This window comes from Cellvibrio japonicus Ueda107 (assembly GCF_000019225.1).
Classification (GTDB): domain Bacteria; phylum Pseudomonadota; class Gammaproteobacteria; order Pseudomonadales; family Cellvibrionaceae; genus Cellvibrio; species Cellvibrio japonicus.
On record NC_010995.1, the window covers coordinates 1218406 to 1240293 of the forward strand.

General features: G+C 51.9%; 15 protein-coding genes. 7 read left to right on the forward strand and 8 right to left on the reverse strand.

Annotated elements, in window-relative coordinates; translation table 11 throughout:
* Positions 1 to 257: 257 nt before the first annotated feature.
* A complete protein-coding gene (locus CJA_RS05095; protein WP_148726074.1) occupies positions 258 to 1427 on the forward strand; it encodes a M61 metallopeptidase family protein in 1170 nt (389 codons plus the stop codon).
* Positions 1428 to 1458: 31 nt separating this feature from the next.
* Here the strand turns inward: CJA_RS05095 and CJA_RS05100 are convergent, their stop codons facing one another.
* The 3 genes from CJA_RS05100 to CJA_RS05110 all read right to left on the reverse strand — a co-directional run bounded on the left by CJA_RS05100 (position 1459) and on the right by CJA_RS05110 (position 4602).
* Positions 1459 to 2733: a lipid A deacylase LpxR family protein gene (locus CJA_RS05100; RefSeq protein ID WP_012486687.1), complete on the reverse strand. Its 1275-nt coding sequence runs from the start codon at positions 2731 to 2733 to the stop codon at positions 1459 to 1461.
* Positions 2734 to 2888: 155 nt separating this feature from the next.
* Positions 2889 to 3470 carry a TetR/AcrR family transcriptional regulator gene (locus tag CJA_RS05105; RefSeq protein WP_012486688.1) on the reverse strand — a complete coding sequence of 194 codons (582 nt, stop codon included), beginning with the start codon at positions 3468 to 3470 and terminating at the stop codon, positions 2889 to 2891.
* A gap of 103 nt (positions 3471 to 3573) precedes the next feature.
* Positions 3574 to 4602, reverse strand: coding sequence for a nucleoid-associated protein (locus CJA_RS05110; protein WP_012486689.1), 1029 nt, complete (start codon positions 4600 to 4602; stop codon positions 3574 to 3576).
* A 76-nt stretch (positions 4603 to 4678) separates the two neighbouring features.
* Between CJA_RS05110 and CJA_RS05115 the strand changes: the two genes are divergently transcribed.
* Together CJA_RS05115 and CJA_RS05120 are read left to right on the forward strand one after the other, a co-directional pair.
* Complete coding sequence (locus CJA_RS05115; RefSeq protein ID WP_012486690.1) at positions 4679 to 5038, forward strand: RidA family protein; 360 nt, start codon at positions 4679 to 4681, stop codon at positions 5036 to 5038.
* A 127-nt stretch (positions 5039 to 5165) separates the two neighbouring features.
* Positions 5166 to 7646, forward strand: coding sequence for a bifunctional acetate--CoA ligase family protein/GNAT family N-acetyltransferase (locus CJA_RS05120; protein WP_012486691.1), 2481 nt, complete (start codon positions 5166 to 5168; stop codon positions 7644 to 7646).
* Here CJA_RS05120 and CJA_RS05125 read toward each other — a convergent pair.
* The gene (locus CJA_RS05125; RefSeq protein WP_041551130.1) at positions 7641 to 8585 is read right to left on the reverse strand and encodes a histone deacetylase family protein; all 945 of its coding nucleotides are present in this window, start codon (positions 8583 to 8585) and stop codon (positions 7641 to 7643) included. The two genes, CJA_RS05120 and CJA_RS05125, sit on opposite strands and share 6 nt — an antisense overlap.
* A gap of 198 nt (positions 8586 to 8783) precedes the next feature.
* Between CJA_RS05125 and CJA_RS05130 the strand changes: the two genes are divergently transcribed.
* The 4 genes from CJA_RS05130 (at position 8784) to CJA_RS05145 (ending at position 13816) form a co-directional block, all read left to right on the forward strand.
* Complete coding sequence (locus CJA_RS05130) at positions 8784 to 10811, forward strand: LTA synthase family protein (protein WP_202944180.1); 2028 nt, start codon at positions 8784 to 8786, stop codon at positions 10809 to 10811.
* Positions 10812 to 10884: 73 nt separating this feature from the next.
* On the forward strand, positions 10885 to 12618 hold the full coding sequence (locus CJA_RS05135) for a pentapeptide repeat-containing protein (protein WP_012486694.1): 1734 nt from the start codon (positions 10885 to 10887) through the stop codon (positions 12616 to 12618).
* 91 nt (positions 12619 to 12709) lie between these two features.
* Positions 12710 to 13015 (forward strand): winged helix-turn-helix domain-containing protein, encoded by a 306-nt coding sequence (locus tag CJA_RS05140; RefSeq protein ID WP_012486695.1) that lies wholly within the window; start codon positions 12710 to 12712, stop codon positions 13013 to 13015.
* Positions 13016 to 13108: 93 nt separating this feature from the next.
* Positions 13109 to 13816 carry a hypothetical protein gene (locus CJA_RS05145; RefSeq protein WP_041551132.1) on the forward strand — a complete coding sequence of 236 codons (708 nt, stop codon included), beginning with the start codon at positions 13109 to 13111 and terminating at the stop codon, positions 13814 to 13816.
* 14 nt (positions 13817 to 13830) lie between these two features.
* On the opposite strand, the gene CJA_RS05150 is transcribed toward CJA_RS05145, so the two are convergent.
* From CJA_RS05150 to CJA_RS05165, 4 genes are all read right to left on the reverse strand, one after another.
* A complete protein-coding gene (locus CJA_RS05150; protein WP_012486697.1) occupies positions 13831 to 15342 on the reverse strand; it encodes a tryptophan halogenase family protein in 1512 nt (503 codons plus the stop codon).
* Between the two features lie 94 nt (positions 15343 to 15436).
* On the reverse strand, positions 15437 to 18163 hold the full coding sequence (locus CJA_RS05155) for a TonB-dependent receptor (RefSeq protein WP_012486698.1): 2727 nt from the start codon (positions 18161 to 18163) through the stop codon (positions 15437 to 15439).
* Positions 18164 to 18446: 283 nt separating this feature from the next.
* The gene (locus CJA_RS05160) at positions 18447 to 19895 is read right to left on the reverse strand and encodes an APC family permease (RefSeq protein ID WP_012486699.1); all 1449 of its coding nucleotides are present in this window, start codon (positions 19893 to 19895) and stop codon (positions 18447 to 18449) included.
* 312 nt (positions 19896 to 20207) lie between these two features.
* Positions 20208 to 21638 (reverse strand): tetratricopeptide repeat protein, encoded by a 1431-nt coding sequence (locus tag CJA_RS05165; protein ID WP_012486700.1) that lies wholly within the window; start codon positions 21636 to 21638, stop codon positions 20208 to 20210.
* Positions 21639 to 21888 lie beyond the last annotated feature (250 nt).

Consider the following 21888-nt stretch of genomic DNA (forward strand, 5'->3'; position numbering starts at 1 on the left):
CGTATGCGCTTAACAGTGGCATTTTTCGCATTGTTTTGTAGGAAATTGACTACAACGCCCTTAGGTTTTTGTCTCTATGGCCCCCTATAATGGAGGTAATTGGGGAATGTTATGGATGCTTGTATGTCGATAAGAGTGTGCTTTTACTTGAATATGCTACAGCTTTGGGGAGGTAAGAGATGAGTGTAATGGGTGTGAAGATGGGACGCATAGTCTGCTTTTTAAGTGTTTTGTGCTGCTGTATGCCAGTTGTTGCCATGGATAAACTGGCATATACCACAGACTTTGTTGTGGCCTTGGACCCAGAACGCAAAGGCGCACAGGTGACGATTAATGTAGAAAGTCGCGGGCTTCTGAAAGAGATGGTGTTCAGGAACAATAAGTCTGCCTATTCGAATATCAGGGCGAATGGCAAGTTGGTGATTACCGATAAAGAAGTTAGCTGGCAGCTGCCAGAGTCGGGGGCAAAGTTAAGTTTTTTTGTCAAAATTAATCGCGCCAAAGGCGAAGGCAAGTATGACGCTTATATAAATCAGGATTGGGCCATTTTTCGCGGCGATAATATTATTCCTCCGGTACGTACTACCGAGGTTGATGGGGCATACTCCATCGCAACCTTGGAGTTCATGTTGCCTAAGGGGTGGAAAAGTGTAGAGACTGGCTGGCCAAGGGCATCGGCGACTACATTTACCATCGATAATCCGGAGCGCCTTTTCGATCGTCCTACGGGATGGATGATTGCCGGGAGATTGGGCTCTCGCCAGGCAAAGGTGAAAGGAACCCAAATTGTTGTAAGTGGACCTGTGGGTGAAAGTTTTCGCCGTATGGATGTTCTGACTTTCCTTAATTTTGCGTGGCGGGAAATGCACGATGCATTTGATAAGGCTCCGCCCAAATTATTGGTGGTAGGTGCTAACGATCCTATGTGGCGAGGGGGATTATCCGCACCTAATTCATTGTTTTTACATGCTGACCGCCCCATGGTTAGTGAGAATGGCACCAGTCCGATTATTCATGAATTGACGCATATGGTGACGCGTATTAGCGGTTTTGAGTCGCCAACAGCGAATGATGACTGGATTGCAGAGGGCATTGCAGAGTTCTATTCATTCGAGTTGCTCTATAGGGCTAAGGGGATGACCAAGGCACGGCGAGCAAGAATCATTAAAGGGCTGGCCGATTGGGGTGAAGATGTTAAGCATTTACGCAAGGGGCCTTCGGCTGGAAAGATAACGGCGAGAGCGGTGGTCTTGCTGGATGAGTTGGATCAGGAGTTGCGCACCCTGAGCAAAAATAAGCACTCACTGGATTCTGTGGTGCGGATTTTGATAAAAAAGCGCAAAGTCTCCCTGGAGGATTTACAAAAAGCCGCTGAATCATTAGTGGGAAAGCCGTTGAAAGCCCTGGATTCCCCCCTGTTAAAGTAGTGCTTTGTCGGTACCCTGATTCTGGCACATGCTAGATAGCGCGTGCCAGAATCAAGCTGCCCCACAACAAATCCCGCTTGCCGTCGCCTTCGCGAACCTCGGAGGTGTGACCGCGCAAAACATAGCTGATTCTGTAACCATTACCGAAGCCAATGGTGTAACCCAGCCAAGCTTCCACTAGCAGGCTATTCAACTGGTTGCGCTCATAGGTAACGACTGAATCGCGAAACTGTCCTTCCATAAAGGCGTTGTAAGCTCTTGCTTTGAAAGCAACGCCACCCCAGAAATAGTGCTCAATCACTTTTCCTGTACTGCCATCAAATGAAGCTTTCTCTCCATAACTGGTGAGGTCTGGATTAAAAGAAGACCAGGGTGAATTTATTGTGCCTTTGCGAAAGCTCAGGCCCCAGCTGGCTTCTGTTAAATAACCCGCAGATACTTGCGTGGTGGACTTTAATTCAAAATCAGCGCGCCCGGTATCCAGTTGTTGTTGATAGGCAACCTGGTAGCGCGCGGTAAGTTCGCCACCATCGCTGATTTGGTTTTCCCAACCTCGGGCAGGGGTACTGCCTGTGTATTTATGGATTTCATTTTGGATTCTCCCTACCAGGTCCGTACCGAGCAATCCCAAGGTCAATGTGGTCTTGATAGCACTATTAGTTGACCAGTCGATTTGTTCGCGGGCACTGGAAAAATAAATAAGGCTTGCGTAGGGGCGATCTCCGGCGTTGGCTTGACTGATACTGATATCCTCCGGCGTAAACGCAAAAGCCCCGAGTTCCCGGCTGTACCTTTCCTCCCTCGACAGTGCCTGAGTGTGTAAACCAAACAGGTTATCCAGGGCGAGTAAAGGCCGATTGAGCGTGACTTTGGCATTCACAAGCTCTGGGCTGGTTTGGGTCAGGTTGATGCCATAGGTGTAATCCTGGTCACGGTTGCCGGGAACAAATACATCATTGTCCAGGGCTAATGCCCATGACCGTTGCTGGCTAATGGGCTTTGCATGGATAGATGACCAGGGCATTTTTTCATCGTCTATTTGCCGGGCCAGTTGCATCCAATCTGTGTGCGGACGATTGCGTACAACAGTGGCAATCTCTGTCGGCCCATCATCGTTGGTTGCTGTGAGCGGTTGGCTGAATCCTATATGGGCATAGGCCAGTAATGGGGCTAATAGGCCAATATGGATGAGCAGCTGCTGTACAAAGGTGAGATGGGGCTCCCGGGGTTCATATCCGGTCTCATCGATATTTGTAGTTATTTTTCTAAAAAATGACTGGTCGTCTTGTTTTTTGTCAAAAACCATTGTGTCAGCTCCTCTTTGTTCCTATAAAGTTTAATTTTTAAATTGACCAGTCGTCTTTAAGTGCGCCAAAAATACAACGCAGAGTGATTGGTATTGGATTTCGTTAAAGGTGAATCCTGTTATTGGCCGTGATGGGTAAAGCGCAATCTATGCGGTTAATCGTTAAAGAGTTCCGGTAAGACCGCCAGGAATACATCCAGTGGCTCCCGGCATTTGGTGGCTTTCATTCGCATCAATGTGCCTTCCCAGGCATTAAACATAAACTCTGCAATGACCTGGGAGGACAAGTTGGTGGTTAATTTGCCATCAAGACGGGCCTCTTCCAGCAAGTCTTCAATTGCCTGGGTGTTGTTGCGCAACATCTGGCGTACTTTCAAGCGGATAGCTTCGCTGGATTCCGCCATTTCCTGGCACATATTGCCAATAAAGCAGCCGCCATTCAGGTTGTTTTCACAGCCGCCGATGTTTTCCTGGAAGTAGCGGGTCAGGCGCTCCAGGGGAGGTACACTGCGATTTCCAAGCAAATGGCGGTTGTGACGCAGGCGCTCCTCGGTCACTTTCTCCAAGGCTTCAAGAGCAAAGTCTTCCTTGCTTTTGAAGTAGGTGTAGAAAGAGCCCTTGGGGACATCGGCGGCGGAGACGATATCCTGGATACTGGTGCCGTTGTAGCCACGGGTTGCCATGACTTTCAGGCCTTCATCAAGGATATGCTCTTTTTTCAGTTCACGTTTGCTCATGGATATAGAGTATGACCAGTCGTCTTGTTTTTCAATGTTTTGCTTAGACCTAATAGTCAGGCAGTGCCTTGGATTATGTCATAAGTGGTTATGTTGCCCATATTCAGGAATCTTGTCGATGTTGCTTTAGATGGGCAAGCAGCTGTTTTTTGAGTGCTGTCGGGATGCTTTTGATCATGAGCAGGTCGCGCTCGGGATCGTACTCGATGTCCCGTCCCAGGCAGTCTGAGGCGAAGCTCATGCTGAGTGAATCGGTGCGACCACTGAGGCGTACATAGCTGCGAACCTGGCCTGCATGGGGGATGAACTCGGCCTTGATTTCCGGTTTTTGTGTTGCGACAAAGCGTTCGAAGGTTTCCGGTTCATAGCCCTTGGTTTCTGTCGCCAGGGTGTGCGCCAGCTCATTAATGGCGACAGGTTTTCCGGCTTTATTCTGCTCCAGGCAATAATCGGCCACACGGGTACGAGTCAAACGGGCGACAGGCTCATCCAGGGTTTGGGTAAAGTTCTCGACAACCTCAAGGAACTCTTTGGTTTCGGTTTTAACATCGTATTTATCGCTGAATCCTGTCAGGGCGCCAAAGGCATCGGCAAAGTCTTTATCGCTGCGGCTGCGCATCAGGGTGAGGTAGGTTGCTGAATTGCCGGCATCCCAATCGGCACAATTGATTTTGGCGGCCAGGTTGAGGTTTGCGGTATCCAGGTAGACGGAATCTGTTAATTGCAGGTCTGCATCCAGATAAAGCCCTGATTCATGTTCCACCACAAATAGATACAGGTACTGTCCTGCTTCTATTTGCTCTTCTATTACAAATAGAAAAACATCAAACAACGAGGGTGCGGCCTCAAGCAACTGCTGGAAGTGCTGCAGGTTTTTTTGGCTGAAACTGGCAAAGCCCAGGCGACCCTGGCGGTAATCCTGTAACCAGGCGGCAAAGGGGAATTCGCCGGTATCGCTCGAAAAGCGGCCATAGCTTTTACCGCCCTTGCGGATAAATTGGGTTTTTAGCGCATAGGCCAATTCTTCCAGCTTGCCATTCATAGGCAGAAGGTCTGCGCGCGCCTGGGTTGTGACTGTGTCTTCCGGGCGGTGGCGGTAGAGGCGGTGGGCGATGATAGCGGTTAGGGCCATAGTTTTTCCGGAGCCTTGGGCAAAAGGTCGTTATTATAGGCGTCGATTTTATCTTGCCTAGTTGAGAGTTCGCCGAATGAACATAGATCGTTACAACCCCTGTGCGCGCTGGTCCGATGCCACCCTTTATCAGGGCATTGCCCATTTTGTTGAAGTGCCTGCCGATACATCGACCGGATTTGAACACCAACTGGTACAGCTGTTGGCACAGGCAGAGCAGACACTGAAGGCGATAGGCAGCGACAAATCCCGTCTCCTATCCACCACTATCTATATAACAGAGCGGGCTAATGTCTCCTGGTTAAATCGTATATGGGAACAGTGGTTGCCCGACGGCTGTGCCCCTTCCCGCGCTTGCGTCAAAGTAGAGCTCATCGACCCGGCCATGCTGGTGGAAATGGCCTTTGTGGCAGCGGTGGATGCCCGGGTGGTGTGAGTCCCAATAAGGTTGCCAGGCCCTGGCCTATACTCAGGTTTCGCTGGGTAGAAGATAGATATTGTCCAACCGCCACCCACTCATTGGGGGGAGTTAAGCCTGGAAAAATTGATGATGAGCCGGATACATGAGCCTTAAACATATTGAGCATTTGTTAAAGCCGGGTTCGATAGCCGTTATTGGTGCATCCAACCAGCCCAATCGTCCCGGTAACGCGGTGATGCGCAATTTGTTGCAGGGTGGGTTTGATGGCCCGATTATGCCGGTGACGCCCCATTACAAATCTGTCAATGGTGTATTGGCCTATCGCTCGATTGATGAGTTACCCCTGGTGCCGGACCTTGCCGTTATTTGCACTCGCGCCACACGGGTGCCCGCCATTATCTTGCAATTGGGGCGCAAGGGAACACGCGCTGCAATCGTCATTGCCGCCGGGTTGAACCGATTGCATACGGCGCAGGGCACCAACCTGCAAGAGCAAATGCTGGCTATCGCCAGGCAATGGGGGGTGCGAATTCTGGGCCCCAACTCGCTGGGCCTGATGGTGCCGGGAATCGGGTTGGATGCGAGCTATGCCCACACCCGCGCCCGCGCAGGAAAAATTGCGTTTGTATCCCAATCTTCGGCGGTATGCGTGACCTTGCTCGATTGGGCCAAGCGGCGCCGTATCGGATTCTCCCATGTGGTTGCCCTGGGCGACGGCACCGATGTGGATTTTGATGAGATGCTCGATTATCTCGGGCGCGATGCCAATACCAGTGCGATCCTTCTCTATATTGATCATATTCACCAGGGGCGCGCATTTATGTCTGCTGCGCGCGCGGCATCGTTTAATAAACCCATTCTTGTTATCAAAACCGGCGCCCAGTTGGAAAACCAAATGCTTATTTCGCACCTGCCGATGGAGCAGTTGGGTTTGGATGCGGTGTACGACGCAGCCATCAAGCGTGCCGGTATGTTGCGTGTGGGCGATTTACGCGAGCTGCTGGCGGCGGTGGAAACGCTGGCCAATGGCAAACCGATCCAGGGTGAACAATTGGTTATCCTGGCTAATGGCAATGCCCCCAGTGCCATGGCGCTGGATGTCCTCAGCCAGCGCGGCGGGCGCCTGGCAGTGCTGGAGCCTGGCATTGTCGATGCGCTGCACGCAGTTATCCATAACGGTGGGCGTGCCACCAATCCGATTAATTTGCTGGGCGATGCCAGCCCGGAGGATTATCGCCAGGCATTGCAGGTATTGTTGCGCAGCAATGCCATCGACAACTTACTCATTATGCACGCACCATCCGCACTGATCCCCGGTGAGACCTATGCGCAGGTAGTGATTGATACCCTGCGTGAACACCGGCAAAAAAATGGTGCACGCCTGCCGAATGTGCTGGTGAACTGGATGGGGGAGGACGCAGCGGTTGAAGCGCGCCAGCGTTTTGCCGATGCCGGTATTGCCTCTTTTCGCACACCGGAAGGTGTGGTTGGCGCGTTTATGCATATGGTGCAGTATCGCCGCAACCAGAAGTTATTATCGGAAACCCCCGAGTCCATCAGTGACTGGGCGCCCCATCAGCCGGAAGTCGCACAGACGTTGATTGACCAGGCTTTACAGGAGAGGCGACATTTATTGGCAACTAATGAGGCCGGGCAATTGCTGGAAGCCTATGGCATCAGCACCCAGCCTATCCAGGCTGCGCCGGAGCTTGCTCCTGTGCCTTTACGTATCCAGGTGCAGCAGGATCCGGTATTTGGTCCGGTGATTTTATTGGGTGAGGTGGCCAGCCATTGGTCTGTTGCCAAAAATGCAGTTGTCGCACTGCCGCCCCTGAATATGGCGCTGGCGCGTTATCTGGTTATACAGGCATTGGCAGAGGGAAAAATCCGCGAGCGCGACCACTATGCGCCCATTCATTTGCCATCACTCTGTGTGTTACTTACGCGCATTAGCCAGATGATTATCGATAATCCGCGCTTGCGTGGTTTGTGCATTAACCCGGTGTTAGCCCATGGTGAGGATATTCGTGCCCTGGATACGATGATTGAGTTGGTGGTTGATGAGCCTTTGCCTGTCCTGGCGATTCGCCCTTATCCCAAGGAGTTGGAAGAATCATTTCGTTTGCACGATGGTCAACAATTATTGTTACGTCCTATTCGCCCCGAGGATGAATTGCGCCTGCAGGCGTTTGATAACGCCCAGAGCCGTGAAGATAGGTACAAGCGTTACTTTGGTGAAATGCCGCCGTTCTCCCATGAGCAAATGGCGCGCCTGACGCAAATCGATTATGCCCGCGAAATGGCCTTTATTGCTGTGGATAGCCTGGGTGATATCCTGGGTGTCGTGCGCGCACAAGCCGACCCGGATAATATCGAAGCCGAGTTTGCCATGGCGATTCGCAGCGATTTAAAGGGCAGGGGCTTGGGCGCGCGGCTGCTGCAAAAAATGATCGATTACTGCCGTGTCCAGGGAACGCAGCATTTGCGCGGTTTTACCATGCTGGACAATGCCGGCATGGTGAACCTGGCGCGCAAGCTGGGTTTTCGCGTGAGTATTAATCGCGATGACGAGGTGATTGACATGCGCCTCGAATTACAGGCGCATATGGCGTCATCGCTATAACTTGGCCAGGGCTTTGATGTGTACTACGGCACAGCGCCCCAAACCATCCAGATCGTAACCTCCCTCCAGGCTTGAGACTATGCCGTGGCAGCGTTCACTGGCGACATTGCTTTGGCTTTGATCAACCAGCGCTCGCAAGCGCTCGGTAATCCAGGCGTAATCCTGTTCTACCAGGCTAATGGACGACATATCGTCATTGATATAGGCATCGAACCCGGCCGAAATCAGCAGCAATTGTGGTTTGAAGGTTTCCAGCGCCGGAAACCAGCGATCTTCTATCGCGGTGCGAAATCCCTGGCTGCGACAGGTAGCAGGCAAGGGCACATTAATAATGTGTTCCGGTACGTCATCGATGTCTGTATGGGGATAAAAAGGGTATTGGAAACTCGAACAAAAGAGTACGCGCGGGTCGTTGAAAAAAATATCCTGGGTGCCGTTGCCGTGGTGCACATCAAAATCAACGATAGCAACGCGTTCCAGTGAATAGGTTTGCAAGGCATGCGCAGCAGCAACAGCAATATTGTTGAATAGGCAAAAGCCCATGGCTCGCTCTCGCTCGGCGTGATGGCCGGGCGGTCGCACATTGCAAAAAACAGCATCAGTTTTTCCCTGCATCACCAAATCGACCCCCAATACCGCTGCACCGGCTGCATGGCGTGCAGCATTGAGCGTATGGGGTGATAAATACACATCGCTGTTAAAAAAATGGATGCCATTTTCCACTTGGGCATTCATGAGTCGTTGCAAATGGGCTGCGCTGTGTACGCGCAATAATTGTTCGTCTGCAGCGGCGGGCGCTTCATAGTGCTGCAGCAGGGCATCGATACCACTGGCCATCAGGCGATTGTTAATCGCGTCCAGGCGCTCTGCACATTCCGGATGGCCGGCGGGCATCTGGTGTTGGTGGCAACTGCTATGGGTAATCAGGGTCGCAAGCATGGTGGACTCACACGGGATTGGGCATGGGGAGTCTAGCAGGAATGCCGCGCGGCTGTGTTCGATGTCAATATTTTCCCCTGGCACAGTAAATGGCTGGCGCGAAAAAAATACCTGGCCAGGCTCAGGGATAATTTTAAGTTTGGCTTAAGTTTCTCCTGTTTGAATAGGCGCCCACCAAGGAATCAGCCGCAGATAGCTATGAGTAAGCCTCCTTCCTTTTCCCGTCAAATATCCTCCACCGTGTCATCGCTCCTGGCGGCCTACTATGCAGGCCCCTATGTGTTGCTATTGCGTATGGCCCTGTTAGCGATCCTGCTGCTGAGCATCAGCCGACTGGGATTGATTGCCTGGCAATGGGACAGGGTGAGTGCGACAGGGCAGGTTTTCGACATGCTCCTGCAGGGTATTCGGGCCGATATGATTATGATCTGCCTCTGGCTGTTACCTGCGGTGTTGTTAACACCATGCCTGGCTAAAACGCGAATCTGGCTGCCACTGTCCTATGCCTGGGGATTAGCGGGGCTGATACTTATGTTGTTTATGGAGCTGGCAACCCCTTCCTTTGTGATGCAATACGATTTGCGTCCTAACCGTTTATTTATTGAGTACCTGGAGTATCCCAAAGAAGTGTTTGCCACGCTCTGGGGCGGGTTTCGTGTGCCGCTCCTGCTGGGGATAGGCCTGTGTATTCTGGTGGGTTATGGTTTTGCCCGCGCTATGCGAGTTCGCCCGGCGTCTGTGCGCACCTGGCCGCTCTGGCAACTCTGGGCTACCTGGCCATTGGTTATTGTCGTGGTTGCCATGGGTATCCGTTCCACGACGGGACATCGCCCGGCCAATCCGGCCCTGTTTGCCATTACCGGTGATGCCCTGGTGAATTCATTGGTGATCAGCTCGTCGTACTCCGTAGTGTTTGCTGCCTACAACATGAAACACGAAGCCCGCTCCAGTGAAATTTATGGTTCCCTGCCTGCTTCCAGGGTCATTGAAGAAGCGCGCCAATGGCCCTGGTTTACGGGCGTGAAGTTCGATAGTCAGTTACCCACCTGGCATCAGCAGGACGCTGTGCGCAGGCGCGAGCGCCCGTTGAATTTGATTATCGTGCTGGAAGAGAGCCTGGGCGCTACCTTTGTGGAATCCCTGGGCGGATTACCGGTGACACCGCGCCTTGAGGCATTAAAGGATAAAGGCTGGTGGTTTGAACAACTCTATGCCACAGGCACCCGCTCTGTACGTGGTATAGAAGCGGTAGTGTCCGGCTTTATGCCGACACCGGCACAGAGTACGGTTAAATTATCGCGCTCGCAGCACAACTTTTTTACCCTGGCGGGTTTACTCAGTGACCAGGGCTATCACACCGAATTTATTTATGGTGGCGAAGCGCACTTCGACAACATGCGCAGCTTTTTTACCGGCAATGGTTTTTCCCAGGTGATTGATATCGACGATATGCCCAATGCGCAATTCGTCGGCAGTTGGGGCGCCAGTGATGAAGACTTATTTAACCATGCCCACCAACACCTGCTCAGCTTGCACGCAAAGCAGCAGCCTTTCTTCAGTCTGATTTTTACCTCATCCAACCACGAGCCGTTTGAGTTTCCCGATGGGCGTATAGACCTGCACGAAGAACCCGAGCAGACCGTTAACAATGCCGTGCGCTATGCAGATTATGCCTTGGGTGAATTTATGGATAAGGCAAGCCAGAGTCCCTATTGGCACAATACCCTGGTGCTGATTGTGGCCGATCACGATAACCGCGCCTATGGTCCCAGCCTGGTTCCCGTCGATAAATTCCATATTCCCGGTTTGATTCTCGGCGCGGACATTGAACCGCGTCGTATCAAACCGATTGCCAGCCAGATTGACCTGGGGCCTACATTGCTATCGCTCATGGGAGTTTCTGCCGCCCACCCGATGATGGGGCGAGATTTCGCCCGCGATAGCCATAGTCCCGGGCGCGCCCTTATCCAGTTTGATGATTATTTTGCCCTGCTGGAAGATAACCACCGGTTAACAATCCTGCGCCCGGAAAAAGCACCGGTTGCAGCAGTTTACGATCCTTTACAAAAACGCGTCAGCCTGCTCAATGAACCGCCCGGGGATACCGCTGTTGAAAAGGCCTTGGCACATGCACTGCTCCCCTCTATCCTGTATCGCGAGCAGAAATACCCGGGACGTGGCCCTGCCATGAGTTCGGGTACCAGTACACTTTCCCAATCGCCTTGAGACGGATAATTGTGAACTGCTGCTCACCTTCAGGAGTTGTTAAATCACGAATAGGCTGGGCAAGCAGGTCACTATGGATAAAGAGAGGATACTCCGCGAGCTGGAGAAAGGTGCAGGTTATTGGAACCAGTGGCGTAAACATCAGGCAAACCAGGAAATTGTCCTGGATGGTATTCACCTGTCGGGTATGGTCCTGGATGATTATGACCTTTCCAAAGTCCTGTTGCGCAATAGCCATATTGCCCACTGTAGTTTCCGCAATGCAGATTTGATCCTGGCGAATTTCCAGGGGTCGCAATTACACAATAACGATTTCTCTCACGCGAAATTAATTGCCGCCAACTTCAGTGGCGCTACCCTCCATGCGTGCAATATCCACCGGGCGAATATGCTGACGGCCATTACACGCAATGCCCGGCTGGAAAATATGGATTTTAGTGGGCATGACATCAGCGGTTTAGTCCTGCGTAATATTTCCCTGGCAGGCAGTAACCTGGCGGGACAAAACCTGAGCCGGGTAGATTTTTCCAACTCCAACCTGGAAGGCGTCAATTTTGAGGGGGCGGATTTAACCCAGGCCCTGCTCGCCGGGGCTAACCTGGTCAATGCACGTTTTAAATTTGCCAAACTCAATAGCACGGTTTTTAAGGGCGCCGATTTACAGGGTGTGGATCTGGGCGGCCTGGATTTATACAAGGCTGATTTTACCGGGGCCAACCTGGTCCGTTGTGACCTGCGTAATGCCCAGTTAGGTAAAACCAAATTCAATAACGCCAATATTTCAGGTGCACGCCTCTGGAAAATAAACAGCCAGGGCTGGGCTATAGATCGTATTGTGTGCGACCACGCGTTTTGGGATGAAGCCGGCAAGCAAAAAACAACCTATCGCCCCCATGAGTTTGAGCGCATTTTTGCAGAGGCCATTACGATAGAACTGCGCTATCCCTATCGACTTTCCGATCATGAGTTGGCGACCTTGCCGATTTTTATCGAACATCTGGCCGCCGTACATTGGGGCACTATTCTGCGTTTGAAATCCATTACCGATGTGGCTGGCGGGGCACTGGTGAAATTTGTCGTGGAAGAGCTGGGCAGCCATAGTCCCACCGAATTGAAAGAGCAGTTGCAATCCGAGGCAGAGCGTATTCAATTGGCGCAATTAACCTTGCGTACCAACACCCAGCTGCATATGCAGCTCAAGGAAAAAATTGGTGCGATCCGCGAAGAATTTTGGCCGCGCTTGCTGGAGTTGGCGGCCGACCATGAGAAAGACCAGGTGCGCAACCTCACCATTTTATTTATGGACCTCAAAGGGTTTTCCCGTTGGTCCGAGGAGGAGTTGTCGGAGCGGTTGTCGCTGTTTCGCGGACTGGTAAAACCTGTCCTGAAAAAATGGTCGGCGGATCACCCCAATATGGAGGGTGACTCATTGCGTGTGACGTTTAAGAACGCTACGGCGGGTGTCTCCTGTGCCTGCATGATCCGCAGTATATTAACCGCGGCCGGTTTCCAGATGCGGATAGGTGTGGAGTTGGGCGAAGTCGCGGTAATCCACAACGAGATTACCAATATTCCGGACCTTGAAGGGATAGCGGTCAGTATGGCCGCCCGTATGGAGGCAGCGGCTGATCCGGGCGAAGTGCTGGTGAGCCAGCGTGTGCGCCACCATGCAGAACCTTCGGGGCTTTTTTCATTTGCCCCTCGCCGTGTTCCCCTGAAAAAAGCTATAGGTAATATGGAACCGGGTGAATGTGTAGAATGCTTTGCGGTTGAGGCACTGGGCAACTTGCAAGAGCTTTCCGGTTAAGCTGCTAAAATCTTTTTGAATATGTCAGCTTGATCGCCGATCAAGCTGAATGACGTCAACAGGTAGAAGCATAAGTGGCACGAGGCTATTCATGACAATTCCATCAAGCGAAACAGCACCCGATAAAACAGCACACAGCAAAACCAAAACCAGTTTTTATCGCCGTATTTATGTCACCTGGTTAATCACCCAGGGGATCAATACCGTTCCCAAAATAATGGCTGCCACGGGAATGCCGCGCCGCACGGCACAGGATACCCTGGCGGCTATCCATGAGTTAGCCATCCAGTTGGAAAACCACAATGGCACTCATCGCCTGGTTGATTGGGGAGCAGTCAATCCGCACTGGGTGGAGGTGAATATTGCACAATTGAAAGCGGTATTGGAGTATCCCTGATTGTCGATAAGCGGGGATGCACAGGTATTGATTTGACAGCAGTTGCGCTTGGCGAAATACTGCCGGGCCCTGCTGCTTACCTCCCGGCGCCCTATGAATATCCTGTTGCCTCCCAATAGCCTGTTGTTCTGGTCAACCCTGTTGGCCATGTCGGCTATGTTGGTGGCGGCATTGTGGTTGGCGCCCTGGCGACAATTGGCGGCCAGCCAATCGCGCCAGCATGTTTTCTTTGCAGCCATTATTGCGCTAAGCCTGCTGTGGTTGTTGCACGTCAGGGTGCAGGGTATTTTTGCATTCCATCCGATGTTAATCACCGTGATTACCATGGTGTTTGGGCTCAGCCTGGCGCTATTGATCGGCGTATGTGCACTGGTATTGCTGGAGTTTTACCAATTGGCCGTGCGCCATGTGCAATTGGATTGGCATGGTGCGTGGCAGGCATTTGATTTGCGGAGCATCCCTGTGGATTTTTGTGTGGGGATTGCCGTTCCCGCGGCCTGGGCCTGGTGTGTGCTGTGGCTGGTGAATGGCTGGAAATTTAAAAATCCGTTTACCTATTTCCTGGGGGTTGGCTTTTTTGGCGCGATGGTGGGTTGCCTGTTAATGGGTAGCAGTGCCTGGCTGCTATTTACGCTGACCAACAGCCTGGCCCACCAAATCGTGGTTGAAGAGTATTTCTTTGTCTTTTTCCTGATGACCTTTCCCGAGGGGTTTATCAATGGAACTATCGCAACGGCGCTTACGGTGTTGGCACCGGATTTGGTGAAAACCTACCGCGATGACTGGTTTTTGAAGGACTAGTGCCGGGACGCGGCTCAACTCCCTCGCATGGCCTTTAACAGGCTGCGGGTGTCAGGCAGTATGCTGCTTAGATGATTTTTGATCTTCTCGTTTTCCGCCAGTCGTCGCGCAAACATGGCGGGTTCGTCAGCGGGCCCATAGTGGTGTAATTCCGGCGCGAACCCCATACCGTACAAAATATATTGGTAGCTGGCTGACGGAAATACTTCTTCCTTGTGTAAAAAGTCTTTCTTGTAGGGCACATGGTAGCGCCACAGCGCCAGGGACTCCCTGAGTGATTCGGGGATGGTGTGCGGCTCCCGGTTATCTATCCAGAAACGCGTATTGCGCTGACTCAGGACATAGTGCAGTTTGAGAAACTCAACAATGCGCTGCCAGCGATAGGTTTGCAATTCATTAAAGCGTTTGGCGACGATAGGCAGGACACTTTTATGTTGTGGCAACTGGTCGCGAATATAATTAGCCGCCAGCTCAACCATCACCAGTGCAGAGGCTTCCAGCGGCTCGATAAAGCCGGCTGACATACCAATGGCGACACAGTTTTTGAGCCAAAAACATTCGCGGTACCCACAGGGAATCTCCAGCTTGCGTGGCGATAATCCGGCGAAATCCTTACCGACATAATCCTGCAGAACATGGGTGGCTTCGTCTTCTGACATGTGCCGACTGGAATACACATGGCCTATGCCTTTGCGGCTGTAGAGGCCTATCTCCCAAATCCATCCCGCGGTTTGTGCGCTGGCCAGTGTATAGGGGAGTATGGGCGTGTCTTCGCTGGCGTAGGGAACCTGTACGGCCACGGCGCTATCAATAAACAGCTCGTCACTTTTATCAATAAAACGAGCACCCAGGGTTTCACCCAGTAGCAGGGACTTGAGCCCGGAGCAGTCGATAAACAAATCCGCGCTGAGTTGTTGCCCTTCGGTGGTTTCTATGCTGGCGATACCATTAGCATTCTGCTTGACCTGGTTGATGGTCCCGAGCACATGTTGCACACCGAGTTTGCTTTTGCAGTGTTCGCGCAGAAAGCGGATAAATTTTCCCGCATCCAGGTGGTAGCCATAATTCACATGGGATTTGTATTCGGGCGTATCCCGGGTGCGCGGTGCCAGGTTGTTTTCACACAGTTTTTCCTGGGCGCAAACTGCATCGGCAAAAGAGCTTCCTTGTGGTTCCCTCAGCCAATGCTCCGCCATATTGCGTTCAATAAAACCCACTGGCAGGGAAAAGGGATGGTAATAAAAATCCTGCTGTTCACCGGTTTTCCAGTGATTGAATTTAACGCCCTGCTTGAATGATGCATCGCACTCGCGAAAAAAATCGGTTTCCGCAATGCCCATGTCTCTCAGGGTATTGCGCAGTGAGGGCCAGCTGCCTTCACCCACACCGATGGTGGCAATATCGGAGGATTCGATCAGTGTGATCGCCATGGATTTGCCATAGCGTGCCGCGATAATGCCTGCACTCAACCAGCCGGCGGCACCACCGCCCACAATCAATATGGAGGTAACGGGATCGATACTCATACATTCTCCGAACTTAAGCGGAAGCCAATAAACAAAAAGGCCATTCAGCGAATGGCCTTTTTGCTAGTACACAGGGTTATGCAACAGGGACAGATTAGAAGCTGGCCCTGACCCCCAGTGCATAACGACCAACGCCTTCACCACTGTAGAACATGTGGTTGCTCTCACGACCGTGGAGGCGTGAACCCTCTTCGGTGACATTGATACCTTCGAGGAAGATGCTGACATTGTCGGTCAAATCATAGCTCATGGAAATGTCGATTTGCGCATAGTCTTCTACCACAACCGGCTCGTTACTGGTGCTGGAGTAGAAGTACTGGAAGCCGCGGATAAAGGAATCGCGCCAGTTGTAGGCAATACGAATCTGGAATGGACCATTTTCATAGAAACCTACCAGGTTGGCGGAGTCGCTCACCCCTACAACGGCATCTGCCTTGGGCACTTCACCGAGCGGTGTGAAATAGTCGTACTCCGGATCGGCAAACACAAAGGTCGCGTTAGCAATAACCCCAAAGCCGGTGTCGCCAAAAATGTGTTGTCCACCGATTTCGATACCGCTCACTTTTTTGGTATCGAGGTTACGTGGACGTCTCATTTCATAGATAACGGCATCGCCGATTTGTGGCGAGACACTTTCCGGCATGGCTTCGGTTACGACGAAGTTATCAATACTCTTCCAGAAGGCGCCGATAGACACATAGTCGAAGTCGTTGATATACCACTCGGCAGACAGGTCGAGGTTATCGGAAGTAAATGGCTTGAGGTCGGGGTTGCCCGCACTGCCAATACCGCTTTGCCCCTCTCTTATCTCTCCCAGGGTACGCGATGATTTCATATCGTTGAGTTCAGGGCGGGTAATGGTGCGCGAAGCCGCCAGGCGAACCACAAGATCATCGGCCAGGTTATATTTGAGTGCGATGTTAGGTAAGAAGATGTCGTAACCATCACCATCGGTATAGGCGGTGCTGCCTGAGAAGTTGAGGGTATAAGCTTCCCCTGGAACTGCCGGTGGTGTCAGGGATTGCAGGTTTTGCTCCAGTGACGTGGAGTCGACGCTGGTGTCTTCGTAACGCAGGCCGCCGACAATGGTCAACTCGCGATCCCAGAGGTCGAAGAAGGTGGTGCCTTCAACGTAGAACGCCATGGTTTTTTCGTTAATTTCAGACCAGTTGTCCTGGCGTACCAGGGTTGAGTTGTCGGCATCTTGCTGGGCCGGCGTTGCGCCCGGATCTTGTTGCGCATAGCTGGTCCAGCTGTCAAACGCCAGCGGATCGAAATCGAAATATGCCAGGCGGCCCAGAATCGCGTGGTTCATGTACTTCACGCTGTAGCCGGCATTGGTTGCATCGGCCAGGGTGCGATAAATACTGGTAGAGGGATCTGTGCCGACAAGGTTGTATTTACCTTGCAACACGGTGCCGGCTTTGGCCATGTATTGCTCGATGGTTTTGGTTTGGTCGGTAAACATCAAACCGGTTTTCACGCTGAAACGGTCATCGCTGAAGGTGTAGTCAACACGCGCCTGGTCAATTTCATCCTTACGCGGGTCGGAATAGCCGTCGTATTGCCAGATGCGCGCATTGGCGAGGGAAATTTGCGAGTTGTCGTAATAGTGGCTGGCAACATCGCCTTTCACGTCAAAGGTGAATGACAGCGGTGAGGCCTGCAGGTCGGAGCGACTGATATTGGCCTGGTGATCCGGTTGTGCTTCAGCGGTTGAATGGCTGTAGGCAAACAGCAGGTTGGAGGTGTCGCTGATATCCCAATCGACCTCGATACCACTGCTGATACCCACTTCCTGGGTTACCGGGTTGTTGACGAAGAAATCCAGGCCGGCATCGGTTACGGTGCGATGGATGATGGTGCCATTGCTGTCTATCGCATAGGTCTCGTTGTTGCCATAGCCGTACCAGGCCGCACTTTCGTATTCCATACCTTCCTGTTGCAGGTCGGAGTATTGGGTGTCGACGGTAATAGACAGATTGTCTACAGGCTTGTATTGCAGTACCAGGCTACCGTTCAGGCGCTCACGGCTGAACTCCTGGCGCTTAACGGCGGTTTGGGTGGGGTAGAAATCGGTATTCACTGTGCCGCCATTGCCATCGGGTAACTCCAGGTAGCTGCCCAGGGTTGCCGGGCGGCGTGAGCGCCAGTCCCAGCGGCGCACTTCAACAGAGTCAGTGCGGTAATCGCGCTCCTGGTAACTAACCGCAGCCAGAATACCGAAGTTATCGTTCAGGGTGGTGCTGAACAAACCGGAAACAGAAGGTGTTATATCGTTAAGATTGGTTTCATTCAGGCCTTTCACCGAGCCGGCCACTTTGTGGCCCAGGTCGAGGGGCTTGGCAGTTTGTACGTTGACAGTAGCGCCTATGCCACCGGATTGTGTGGTTGCGGTAGAGGTTTTGTATACCTCTACACCGCTGACCATTTCGGCAGCGATAGTATCGAAGTTAAAGCCGCGGCTGGCGTTGGCGTTGGGCATCTGGCGACCGTTTAACAGCACGGTGTTGAACTGTGGGCCCAGGCCGCGAACGGTAATCTGGCGACCTTCACCGCCACTGCGGTCAATGGAAACACCGGTAATACGCTGCAGGGATTCCGCCAGGTTGGTATCGGGGAACTTACCGATATCTTCGGAGCTGATCGCATCAACAACACCATTGGAATCGCGTTTGGTATCCATTGCTGTTTTCAGGCTGGCCTTATAGCCAGTTACAACAATTTCCTCCAGCGCCTGATCTTGCGCCTGCGCTGTCGCCGCAACAGCCAGGCTGAGTAAGCTGATTTTAAAAAAGGGGTGAGAAAGCTTTGTGTTCATAGGAAGTTCTCGTGTTGATTTATTCATTATGGATATCTAAAAAGCTGTTAAATCCAGGTTATAAAGTGCTGAGCCTTTATGCTTTTAGGTGATTTTGTGTACTTGTATACATGGATTGGGGCTAATGGTATTTCTTGTATACAAGTGTGTCAATGCGTGTTGGCGGACAAATTACGCGGGTGAAGATTTTGATGCCTGATGGCAGAAAGGCGTTGAAAATGAAGATAAACCCGGATATGAAAAACGCCCATTGAAGGGCGTTTTTTCGATGTGCTGCGAGGCGTTATTTGCGCAGGCGACTGTGGCGCCAGCCATAACAGGCGTAAATCACCACGCCCACCAATAACCAATAAATAAAACGTTCGTGGGTGTGTGGTGGCAGGAAGGCAATCAGTGCTCCGCAGCTGATGACACCCATTACCGGTAACATAATTCCACCGGGGGCTTTGAAGGGGCGCGGCAAATCCGGTTTGGTTTTGCGCAAAATAATCACGCCGATACACACCATTACAAAGGCGGCGAGTGTGCCAATATTCACCAGTTCGGCGAGCGCGCCCAACGGCACAAAACCTGCCATGGCTGCCATCACCAGGCCGCAAATCACGGTGTTTTTTATCGGTGTATGGGTTTTATCGTTAACATCGGAAAAGAAACCGGGCAGTAAGCCATCGCGCGACATGGCGACCAGCACGCGTGTCAATGCGTAATACAGTACCAGCATCACGGTGGTTAAACCGGTAATCACGCCGGTGGCCACCAGGGCCGATGCCCAATTAACACCAATCCGCTCCAATCCAAACGCGACAGGTGAAGAGACATTCAATTCGGTGTAGTACACGATGCCGGTGAGCAGACCGGATACCGCGATATAAATCAGGGTGCAGAAAACCAGGGAGGAAATCAGTCCGATGGGCACATCGCGCTGCGGGTTGCGCGCTTCGTCAACGGCGGTGGATACCGCATCAAAACCTATGTAGGCAAAAAATACGATGGAGGCGCCAGCCAGTACGCCCAGCGGTTTACCCACCTGGTCGAACGAGAGCCAGCCATAGGGCATAAAGGGGCTCCAGTTGTCCGGGTTCACATGGAAAATGGCTACCGCCAGGAAAACAGCAATGGTGAGTATTTTGATAAAAACCATGGCGCGGTTGAGGGCTGCACTTTGGCGCACCCCGGAAATCAGCAGCACCATCAGCGCAAGGACCACAATTACCGCTGGCAGGTTAACCAGGCCACCGTCCGCTTCACCGGTGACGGGATGCACGGCCAATGGGCCTTTGGTGAGCTGTTCCGGTAATCCCAATCCAATCGCGGCCAGCGCGTTATTAAAGTAGCCCGCCCAGCCATTGGCTACGGCGGCTACGGCAACACCGTATTCGAGAATCAAATCCCAGCCAATAATCCAGGCCAGGAATTCACCGAAAGCTGCATAGGAATAACCATAGGCGCTACCGCTGCCGCCGACACTGGCGGCCAGTTCGGCGTAGGCCAATGCCGCAAAGGCGCAGGCGGCGCCGGCAACCATAAACGACAAGACCACTGCCGGGCCCGATGTGGTGGCAGCGGCAACACCAGTCAATACAAAAATACCTGTACCAATAATGGCGCCTACACCCAGCATAGCCAGATCAAACGCACTCAGGCAGCGTTTAAGCCCATAACTGTTGCCGTCGTTGACGATAGGTTTTTTGCGCAGAAGCTGTTGGAAAAAAGACGGCTGTGCAGATGACATGCAGTTCTCCCGATTCTTGTCCTGGGGTTCAGGTTATTCTTAAAAGTACTCAGGGGTTAAAGCGAAATCCTTGCCAGATCTCTCGCTTTTTCAGGTGGTCGCCAGCCTAACATGAATACTGTGCTGCATCACAGTTCCTGCGCACAGAACCAGTACAGATTCTGCGGGCAAGGCCAATATTGCCGTTATGGGGGAGTGCCCGCTTTTGGTTCGAAACAGGGGTGTGTGCGCTACGTATGAGCGGGAAATACCATGGTGCCTGGTTATGGCCAGGCCGTACCCTATGGGCCGTTTTTTTTCGTCGATCCTCCTTTATTCACTCTGTTCAACCTCTTTCAACCTGGCTTGGGTGAACTCGCACAGTTTGCTGTCCAGTTCACAGGCTCTGTTGAGGTGCAGGCGCGCTGAAGCGTAGTCTTTTTTCTCTATAAAACGGGTTCCCATGACGGTGTTGATAGCCGCGTTATCCGGTTCCAGCCGGTAATACTCTTTGATATGCACAAAGGCTTGTTCCCGATTGCCCTGGCTTTGGTACGCAAAGCGCAAGAGGATATGCATTTCCTTGTTGTCGGGGTTAATAGCCAGGGCGCGCTCTGCATAGTCAATGGCGCTGCTGGTATTTGATTTTTTGTCGTTCCATCTTGAGGTTTTTTTTGCGGTTTCCCAATAGTGATTGGCGATCAAGGCGAGTGAATGTTCATCGTCGTCGTTTTGCTTGAGGGATTTCTCCGCTGCTTTCAGGGCTTGTCGCGAGGCTTCATATTGTTGATAACGATGTTGTAGTTGGATGGATTGGGGCGAGCCTTTACTGATTTTTTTGAAATATTTTCTGGCGTAATCGTATTGGCCGTGGTCGATCAGCAAGCGAGCCATCAAATAGTTGAGTTCGTCGTTACCCAGCTGGCGCTGGTGAATACTGGTTGTTTTGTTGATGAGGTGAATGGCCACGGCTTTCAGGTTAGGTTCTTGCAGATAACGTTCGTAAGAGGTCTGCAGTGTCGCCAGTGGTTGGCCCATGGCCTGCTCAAAATCCTCGCGGGATGATTGCGGCGCAGCAGATGACAAATAGTTGGCGAGTTTAGTGCGGTAATCGGGGTAGCCATTCACCGAGCCGAATAACAGGTAATGCACATAGGCATTCGCGTTAGGGCGATAGATAGGGTTATTTAGGGCACTCAGATTAAACATCAGGTCGTGGAGGTCCATGGGTTTTACTGCCGGATCACTCGTAAAACGGCCCGTGATATTGGTGTTGATGATGGCTTTGTCGTCGTGGAGCTCGATATTGGTAAAAAGGCTGGCGGCTCCCAGGTGGAACCAGGCTGGATAGCCGGTCAGGGTCCAATGCATATATGAGGGATTAAATAAGCTCAGTATCAGGCGCTTATGCTGTTCGGGAGGGTAGGGCCTGAGTTGGCGCCCTACAATCAGGTAGGTATTGTCATCCTGTGTGTAGGTGAAACCGCTGGAAAAATTGTTGGGTTTAAGCGTGTGGTACAGGCCATAGTCGCTTATCACAATGACCTTGTACGGGGAGGGGGAGGCAGGGGATGGGTGAGCAGCGGGTATCAGGTTTGCGAAAGCGTCCAGGGTGGTTACCCAATCTTCTGCTACGGCCGTTGATGCATTGGTATAGAGCTGGAAATGGGGAGTTGAGTATTCAACCCAGGTGCTAGCGGAGGTGGGCAGGGTGTAAGTGAGGAGTACAAACAGCAAGTTGACTAATGACAGGCGTATTTTCACTATTGTTTATTCCATTAAGTAAGGGGCCGGCGGCATTCTATTTGAAAATGATTATCAGGTATAGCTTGCGCGTTTTTGGTTCGAACCAGTGCTTTATGCGCCAGTCCTGTGCATGGGGGTTCCACTTGCCGGTAAATATTTATTGTTTACATGGATAGCAAATATTAATTTTTAAGTTATTGATATATAAAAAATAAAATATATAAAAAACAAAAATTGACTATGTGGTCATAAAATTGGACTGGCTTTT

What these genes read in the sequence shown, in the direction of transcription:
- CJA_RS05095 (WP_148726074.1), top strand. Translation starts at nt 258, where the DNA reads ATGGATAAACTGGCATATACCACAGACTTTGTTGTGGCCTTGGACCCA.
- CJA_RS05100 (WP_012486687.1), bottom strand. Translation starts at nt 2,733, where the DNA reads ATGGTTTTTGACAAAAAACAAGACGACCAGTCATTTTTTAGAAAAATA.
- CJA_RS05105 (WP_012486688.1), bottom strand. Translation starts at nt 3,470, where the DNA reads ATGAGCAAACGTGAACTGAAAAAAGAGCATATCCTTGATGAAGGCCTG.
- CJA_RS05110 (WP_012486689.1), bottom strand. Translation starts at nt 4,602, where the DNA reads ATGGCCCTAACCGCTATCATCGCCCACCGCCTCTACCGCCACCGCCCG.
- CJA_RS05115 (WP_012486690.1), top strand. Translation starts at nt 4,679, where the DNA reads ATGAACATAGATCGTTACAACCCCTGTGCGCGCTGGTCCGATGCCACC.
- CJA_RS05120 (WP_012486691.1), top strand. Translation starts at nt 5,166, where the DNA reads ATGAGCCTTAAACATATTGAGCATTTGTTAAAGCCGGGTTCGATAGCC.
- CJA_RS05125 (WP_041551130.1), bottom strand. Translation starts at nt 8,585, where the DNA reads ATGCTTGCGACCCTGATTACCCATAGCAGTTGCCACCAACACCAGATG.
- CJA_RS05130 (WP_202944180.1), top strand. Translation starts at nt 8,784, where the DNA reads ATGAGTAAGCCTCCTTCCTTTTCCCGTCAAATATCCTCCACCGTGTCA.
- CJA_RS05135 (WP_012486694.1), top strand. Translation starts at nt 10,885, where the DNA reads ATGGATAAAGAGAGGATACTCCGCGAGCTGGAGAAAGGTGCAGGTTAT.
- CJA_RS05140 (WP_012486695.1), top strand. Translation starts at nt 12,710, where the DNA reads ATGACAATTCCATCAAGCGAAACAGCACCCGATAAAACAGCACACAGC.
- CJA_RS05145 (WP_041551132.1), top strand. Translation starts at nt 13,109, where the DNA reads ATGAATATCCTGTTGCCTCCCAATAGCCTGTTGTTCTGGTCAACCCTG.
- CJA_RS05150 (WP_012486697.1), bottom strand. Translation starts at nt 15,342, where the DNA reads ATGAGTATCGATCCCGTTACCTCCATATTGATTGTGGGCGGTGGTGCC.
- CJA_RS05155 (WP_012486698.1), bottom strand. Translation starts at nt 18,163, where the DNA reads ATGAACACAAAGCTTTCTCACCCCTTTTTTAAAATCAGCTTACTCAGC.
- CJA_RS05160 (WP_012486699.1), bottom strand. Translation starts at nt 19,895, where the DNA reads ATGTCATCTGCACAGCCGTCTTTTTTCCAACAGCTTCTGCGCAAAAAA.